We start from the raw sequence: 6,817 nt of genomic DNA on the forward strand, positions 1-6,817 counted from the left end.
TCGATGGTAGCCCGTCGGTCACGGCGTATCGAATCGATTCGGTACGCTGTCCGTCATGAACCTCGAGCTCTCCCGGTCCCAGTTCGTCCGATGGCGGACGGCGATCTTCGCGATCTTCCTCGCGAGCGGCCTGAGCATCGCCACCTGGGCATCCCGGGTGCCCGCCATCAAGCTGACTCTCGGCATCGACAACGTGCAGGTGGGCATCATGCTGCTCGTCGGCGGGCTCGCCTCGATCCTCGGCCTGTCGCTCAGCTCGGTGATCATGGCCCGCTTCGGTGCGCGTCGCGGCATGCTGGGCGCGATCATCGTCTTCGCGATCGGCATCGCGCTCATCGGCTTCGGCACGGATGTCGCGGGGTCGGTGCCGCTCGTCATCACGGGCCTGGTGCTCTGGGGCTTCGGCAACGGCTCGGTCGACGTGATGATGAACGTCGAGGGCGCGGCGATCGAGACGCAGTCCGGACGCACCATCCTCCCCCTCTTCCATGCCTTCTTCAGCGCCGGCACGGTCGTGGGCGCGGGGCTCGGCGTCCTCTTCATCTCCGTGGGACTGAACGTCCTCGCCCACCTCGGCATCATCGCGGTCGTGCTCGTCGTCGTCGCGTTCGCCAGCTACGCCAACGTGCCCGCGCGGCTCGAGAGCGAGGATCCGGCCGAGACCGCCGAAGCGGTCACCTGGCGGACGCGTCTGGGATCGGCGCTCACGGCCTGGCGCGAACCGCGCACCTACGCGCTCGGCGTGATCATGCTCGGGATGTCGTTCGCGGAGGGCGGCGCCAACGACTGGCTCGCGCTCGGAATCGTCGAAGGACACCACGCGCCGCAGGAGCTGGGAGCCCTCGGGCTCGCCGTCTTCTCGGTCAGCATGACCGTCGTCCGCGTCTTCGGCGGTCCGCTCGTCGATCGGTTCGGCCGCGTGGCGGTGCTGCGCGTCCTGTCGGTCGCCGCTGTCGCCGGGCTCCTCCTGTTCATCCTCGCTCCCACCACCCCGCTCGTCTTCGTCGGCGCGGCTCTCTGGGGCGTCGGCGCGTCGCTCGGCTTCCCCCTCGGCATGTCGGCGGCGGGCGACGATCCCGCTCGGGCGGCGGCCCGGGTGAGTGCGGCGGCGACGATCGGCTATGTCGCGTTCCTCGCCGGGCCGCCGCTCCTCGGGGTGATCAGCGAGCAGATCGGCCTGCTGAACACGCTGTACATCCTCGTGGTCCTCGTCGCCGCATCCGGTCTCGCATCGGGCGCGGCCAAGCCCCTGGCGGGGGCGAAGGTCGGGGCCGGACACCACTGAGCCGCGGGTAGGCTCGTCGGGTGCGCCTCGTCATCGCCCGCTGCTCCGTCGACTACACGGGTCGCCTCAACGCCCACCTCCCGCTCGCGACCCGGCTCCTGGTCCACAAGGGAGACGGCTCGCTGCTCGTGCACTCCGACGGCGGCTCCTACAAGCCCCTCAACTGGATGAGCCCGCCCTGCCGGCTGGTCTCCGAGGAGCCCGAGGCGGATGCGGCCAGCGTCGGCGTCATCGAGCAGTGGCGCGTGACGCACACCAAGAGCGGCGACGCCCTCGTCGTCAAGATCTACGAGGTGCTGCACGACTCGTCGCACGAGCTCGGCGTCGACCCGGGCCTGCAGAAGGACGGCGTCGAGGCCGACCTGCAGCGGCTCCTCGCCGAGCAGGTCGGGGTCATCGGCCACGACCTCGCCCTCGTTCGGCGAGAGTTCCCGACCGCGATCGGTCCGGTCGACCTGCTGCTGCGCCATCCCGAGCGCACCACGATCGCCGTCGTGCCGGAGACCGGCGACGCGGCCGAGGGATCGCAGCCGGCCGACCGCCACGTGGCGGTCGAGGTGAAGCGTCGTGCCGGCATAGACGCGGTCGAACAGCTGACCCGGTATCTCGAGCTGCTCAATCGCGACCCGCACCTGCGGCCCGTGCGCGGCGTCCTGGCCGCGCAGGGCTTCGCACCGCAGGCCCGCACCCTCGCCGCCGACAGGGGGATCGACTGCGTGGTGCTCGACTACGAGGCGATGAAGGGCACCGAGAGCGGGCTGCCGACCCTGTTCTGAGCACCGCCTGGTCGGTGATCGGCGCCGCCATGGCCCACAGGCATCTCGATGACCTCGTAACGGTTGACCTCCGGAGCGCCGATAGCGTAGGAGCATGACCGCCCGCTCCCCGTTCTCCTGCATCCTCTGGGATGTGGACGGCACCCTCGTCGATGCCTCCGACGGCATCCTGCGACGCCTCACGATCACCCTCACGCACTTCGGGCTGCCGGCGCCGACGCGGCCGGAGCTCGTGCACTGGATCGGACCTCCCCTGTACGAGTCGTTCCAGCACCACGCCGGGATGTCGCCCGAGGGCGCGGCCGAGGCGGTCGCCTTCTACCGCGACCTCGGACGCGCCGACGGCTACACGGCCGACGCCAAGCTGTACCCCGGTGTCGGCGAGCTCGTCGCCGACCTCGCCGCCGCCGGAATCCCCCAGGGCACCGCGAGCTCGAAGCCCGAGATCCAGGTGACCGCGCTCATGGAGCACTTCGGCCTGACCGAGCACCTCACGGCCATCACGGGCGCGACTCCCGACGAGAAGACGCTGGCCGCGAAGGCCGACATCGTCGCCGAGGCGCTCCGCCGGCTCCGCGCCGCCGGCGTTGACACCTCACGACCCGTGCTGATCGGCGACCGGCACCACGACGTCGACGGCGGAACCGCCAACGGCGTCCCCGTCGTCTTCGTGCGCTGGGGCTTCAGCTGGCCGCACGAGTCCGAGGGCGCGCAGGCGGTGGTCGACGACGTCGCGGAGCTGCGCGCGCTGCTGCTCATCGACGATCCGCAGCCCTGACGCTGCATCGATAGGGTGATCGCATGACGACGGACGCCGCCGCCGCCACCCGCCCGCCGCTCCGGTTCCTGCGCCGCATCCCGGCGACGCTGTCGCTGGTCGTGATCGTGCTCGCCGTGGGCGTCGTCTCCTCCGGACTCTGGTCGCCGTTCGAGCAGAGCACCGCGATGCAGACGTGGGCGTACGGGCTGCCGGCCCTCGAGCAGGGACGCTGGTGGACCCCCATCACCGGCACGTTCCTCGTCGCGCACCCCTGGGTCTACCCTCTCGTCGTCGCGACGTTCGCGGGCATGGGCTACCTCGAGTTCCGGCGCGGCTCGGGTCTCGCGCTCGCGTACTTCGCCGGTGGTCAGCTCTTCGCCGTGCTGGGCGCGGCGCTCCTGCTGTGGGCGCTGTCGTTCACCGGATGGGGCTGGGCCCTGCGCCAGGGGACGATGCTCGACGTCGGACCCTCGGGCGGCACGTTCGCATGCATCGCCGCCGCGATCAGCCTGTTCGCCTCACCCTGGCGCGTGCGTGCGTGGCTCGTGCTCCTCGCGGTCGTGTTCGTGACGATGCTCTTCTGGGGAACGCTGGACGACATCGAGCACCTTCTCGCGGTCGTCCTCGTGCTCTTCATCGACCGCACCCTCCGCATCCAGCGCACCACGGTCCGCGAGCAGCGGCTGGTCGCCTACATCTCCCTGCTGGCGCTCGGCGTCCTCGGGATCGTCGTGCTGCTCGTTCCGACCGACGGCCCCTTCGGCACCTCCGAGCCCGCCTCGGGCTCGCTCGTCGACGTGGCGATCGACATCGTGCTCATCGCCGTCATCGCGAACGGGCTGCGTCGCGGCCGGCGCTGGTCGTGGGTGCTCGGCATCGTCCTCTGCGCATTCAACCTCCTCACCCTCGTCGGCACCATCGTGCTCGTCGCGACGATCGGCTGGGCGCAGACCCAGGAGGGCCTCAGCGCGGATCCGTCGGTGTTCCTCGCGACGAGCACCACCTGGCTGTTCCTGCTGGTCTACCTCGTCTGGGTGCGACGGGCGTTCCGCGCGAAGCGGCGTGCGGCGATAGGCATCGGCCCGAAGCCTTCCGTCGACGACGTGAAAGAGGCGCTGCACGCCGACGGCGGCGGCACGCTCTCGTGGATGACGACGTGGGACGGCAACCGCTACGCGCGGACGTCCACCGGCATCGTCGCCTTCCAGAACCGCGCGGGCGTCGCCCTCGCCCTCGCCGATCCCCTGGGCGCGGAGGCCGGCAGGGCGCAATCGGTGCGCGAGTTCATCGACGGCGCCGAGCACGCGGGTCTCGTCCCCTGCTTCTTCAGCGCCGGCGAGCAGACCCGGGCCGCCGTGCCCGCCACCTGGCGGAGCATCATCGTCGCAGACGACACGATCGTCGATCTTCCGGGGCTCGAGTTCACCGGCAAGACCTGGAACTCGGTGCGGTCCTCGCTGAACCGGGCGAACCGCGAGGATGTCTCCTTCCGGATGACCCGCCTGAAGGACGAGACCTGGGGTGTGCGACAGCAGCTGCGTGCGATCTCGGAGAGCTGGGTCGGAGACAAGGGCCTTCCCGAGATGGGCTTCACGCTCGGCACGCTGGTGGAGGCCGAGGATCCCGAAGTGCGCCTCGCTCTGGCGATCTCGACGCGCGGCGACGTCGACGGGTTCCTCTCCTGGCTCCCCGTCTACGGCTCCGAGGGGAACGTCCGCGGCTGGACGCTCGATCTCATGAGGCGACGGGATGGCGGGTTCGCCCCGGTCATGGAGTTCCTCATCGGCTCATCGGCGAAGACGTTCTCCGAGGAGGGCGCCGAGATCCTGTCGCTGTCCGGCGCTCCACTCACGCACGAGTACCCGCCCGGCGCCGGCCTCATCGCCGACCTGAGCACGAAGCTCGCCGACGCGCTCGAACCGGTATACGGCTTCCAGTCGCTGCACCGTTTCAAGCAGAAGTTCCACCCGCGGTACGAGACGATGTACCTGCTGTACCGCGACGAGAGCGACCTGACCCGCATCGGACTGGGCCTCACCCGCGCGTTCCTACCCACCGCCACCCTCCGGCAGTTCGCGGATGCCGGGCTCGGGCTCGTCCGGCACGACTAGCGCGACACTCCGCCCCTTCACCCCGTCACCCGTCAGCCGCGAGACTGCAGCGGGGCGCCGAGACAGCGGGGCAACCCCACAGTCTCGGCGCCCACGTGCAGTCTCGCGGTACCGAGCGCGATCCCCCACGCCGCGGAACGCACCGCAGAGCTCGGGGCCGCTGACCCCGGACATGCAGAAGGGGCGGGACGCCGATGCGTCCCGCCCCTTCTGCGTTCGTTCAGACCGCCCGGATGTTGGCGGCCTGCAGACCCTTGGGACCCTGTTCGACGTCGAACTCCACGCGCTGGTTCTCTTCCAGCGACCGGTATCCGTTGCCGTCGATCGCGCTGAAGTGCGCGAAGACGTCGGCGCCACCCTCATCCGGGGCGATGAAGCCGAAGCCCTTCTCCGAGTTGAACCACTTGACCGTACCCTGCGTGCTCATGCAATGCCTTCTGTGCCTTCCGGCACCCTGTGCACCGGTTTTGACCTCTTACCGTAGCCGGATGGCGCTCCAGAGGCGAGAGCGTGACAGATGGTGACGGAATCGTTGCACAGCCGACTCGGGGCGTTAACCATACGACGCCCGGGCCGAGCAAGAGCTCACAGGCCCGGGCGTCGACGGATCCCCCCGGATATGCCGCGCTAGGCGCGACAGCGAACACTCTACTGTCTTGCGAACCCGGGACGGGAGAGGATCCGCCCGGCACTCAGCCAAATCACCGGAACGACACGGTCAGGGCGGACGTACACTGGACCCGCCATGCCCAGCGGACCCGAAACCGCCGGGTCGCAACGACGCCGTCCGGCGTTCGGCGACGAGGTCTTCGAGATCCTCGGCCGGGCCATTCGCGATGGACAGCTGCAACCCGGACGACTCCTGCGCGACGTCGATCTCGCCGCGCAGTTCGGCGTGTCCCGCACACCGGTGCGCGAGGCGCTGCAGAGGCTGGAGCGGATCGGCCTGGTCGAGATCGAGGCGAACCGCTACACCCGGGTGACCGTCCGCACGCCCCGCGCCATCGCGGACACCCGGGCGTTCGTCATCGGGTTCGGCGTCGAGGCGCTGCGAATGGCGCTCGGCACCTGCTCCAGCGAGACCCTCGCCACGGTTCTCGCCGCCTACGACCGGATGCTCTCCACCCCGGTCGGCGACGATCCCTCGGCGCACACCGCCGCATCCTCGGCCTTCTTCCGCGCACTGTCGATCGCGACCGGCAACGTCGTGCTCGGCCGGATCATGCGCGAGGCGTCGCTGACGTTCGAGCGGAACCTGCAGGGATGGGAGCTCCTCGAGGGCTCGACGGCCGCGGGTCGGGCGGCACGTGCAGAACTGCGCGCCGCGATCGTCTCGCGCGACGCCGATCGCGCCGAGCGCGTGCTCCGCGCGATCGAGGCATGACCCGCGCAGAGAGAAGCCCCCTCCAACTGGGGGGAGCGGAGGGGGCGGCACGTCCCTTCGATTGGGGGAATGAAGGAACGGCGACTACTACGGTACGCGCATCCTCCGCCGACGGCGTCCTCGTCCGCCCGTCGCATACCGAACGCTCAGGTTCGGCCGTCTCCCACGCCCGATCCGCCTGCCCCGGATTCACTCGACTCCCCTGTTCGAGACAGCTGCCCGCAGACGTGGGCAGCGAGGGAGGCGCTCGCAATCGCGTGGTCGTGGATGCCTGGAACATCGTCCGGCGCACTGCCCCGGGAACGACTCGACCCCCGCCTAGAAGGGACTGCGACGGGCGGCAGCGTATCTGTCGCAGGCGAACCTGGCGGGAAAAGGACGCTTCTATGCCTCGTGTCAAGTCATGCGGGTGCGTAGTTCGCGGTAGAGCGCTCGGCAGACGTAGCGTTTCAGGCATCGGCGGATCTCACGGTTGGAGAGTCCTTCGGCTCTGCGGCGGGA

Annotated in this window: 6 protein-coding genes; 5 read left to right on the plus strand and 1 reads right to left on the minus strand. The window is 70.0% G+C overall.

The window, feature by feature from the left end; translation table 11 throughout:
• Positions 1-55: 55 nt before the first annotated feature.
• The 4 genes from GVL03_RS07805 to GVL03_RS07820 all read left to right on the plus strand — a co-directional run bounded on the left by GVL03_RS07805 (position 56) and on the right by GVL03_RS07820 (position 4,932).
• Entirely contained in the window at positions 56-1,285 is a 1,230-nt protein-coding gene (locus GVL03_RS07805) for an MFS transporter (protein WP_159500424.1), read from the plus strand.
• A gap of 20 nt (positions 1,286-1,305) precedes the next feature.
• A complete protein-coding gene (nucS, locus tag GVL03_RS07810) occupies positions 1,306-2,061 on the plus strand; it encodes an endonuclease NucS (protein WP_159500425.1) in 756 nt (251 codons plus the stop codon).
• Between the two features lie 94 nt (positions 2,062-2,155).
• Positions 2,156-2,839 (plus strand): HAD hydrolase-like protein, encoded by a 684-nt coding sequence (locus tag GVL03_RS07815; RefSeq protein ID WP_159500426.1) that lies wholly within the window; start codon positions 2,156-2,158, stop codon positions 2,837-2,839.
• Between the two features lie 23 nt (positions 2,840-2,862).
• Positions 2,863-4,932 carry a bifunctional lysylphosphatidylglycerol flippase/synthetase MprF gene (locus GVL03_RS07820; protein WP_159500427.1) on the plus strand — a complete coding sequence of 690 codons (2,070 nt, stop codon included), beginning with the start codon at positions 2,863-2,865 and terminating at the stop codon, positions 4,930-4,932.
• Between the two features lie 220 nt (positions 4,933-5,152).
• Here GVL03_RS07820 and GVL03_RS07825 read toward each other — a convergent pair whose 3' ends face one another.
• Positions 5,153-5,359: a cold-shock protein gene (locus GVL03_RS07825; RefSeq protein ID WP_159500428.1), complete on the minus strand. Its 207-nt coding sequence runs from the start codon at positions 5,357-5,359 to the stop codon at positions 5,153-5,155.
• Between the two features lie 318 nt (positions 5,360-5,677).
• Here GVL03_RS07825 and GVL03_RS07830 point away from each other — a divergent pair, with 318 nt between their 5' ends.
• A complete protein-coding gene (locus GVL03_RS07830) occupies positions 5,678-6,316 on the plus strand; it encodes a GntR family transcriptional regulator (RefSeq protein ID WP_159500429.1) in 639 nt (212 codons plus the stop codon).
• Positions 6,317-6,817 lie beyond the last annotated feature (501 nt).

This window comes from Microbacterium sp. 18062 (assembly GCF_902706225.1).
Lineage (GTDB): Bacteria > Actinomycetota > Actinomycetes > Actinomycetales > Microbacteriaceae > Microbacterium.

What these genes read in the sequence shown, in the direction of transcription:
- GVL03_RS07825 (WP_159500428.1), bottom strand. Translation starts at nt 5,359, where the DNA reads ATGAGCACGCAGGGTACGGTCAAGTGGTTCAACTCGGAGAAGGGCTTC.
- GVL03_RS07805 (WP_159500424.1), top strand. Translation starts at nt 56, where the DNA reads ATGAACCTCGAGCTCTCCCGGTCCCAGTTCGTCCGATGGCGGACGGCG.
- GVL03_RS07820 (WP_159500427.1), top strand. Translation starts at nt 2,863, where the DNA reads ATGACGACGGACGCCGCCGCCGCCACCCGCCCGCCGCTCCGGTTCCTG.
- GVL03_RS07830 (WP_159500429.1), top strand. Translation starts at nt 5,678, where the DNA reads ATGCCCAGCGGACCCGAAACCGCCGGGTCGCAACGACGCCGTCCGGCG.
- GVL03_RS07815 (WP_159500426.1), top strand. Translation starts at nt 2,156, where the DNA reads ATGACCGCCCGCTCCCCGTTCTCCTGCATCCTCTGGGATGTGGACGGC.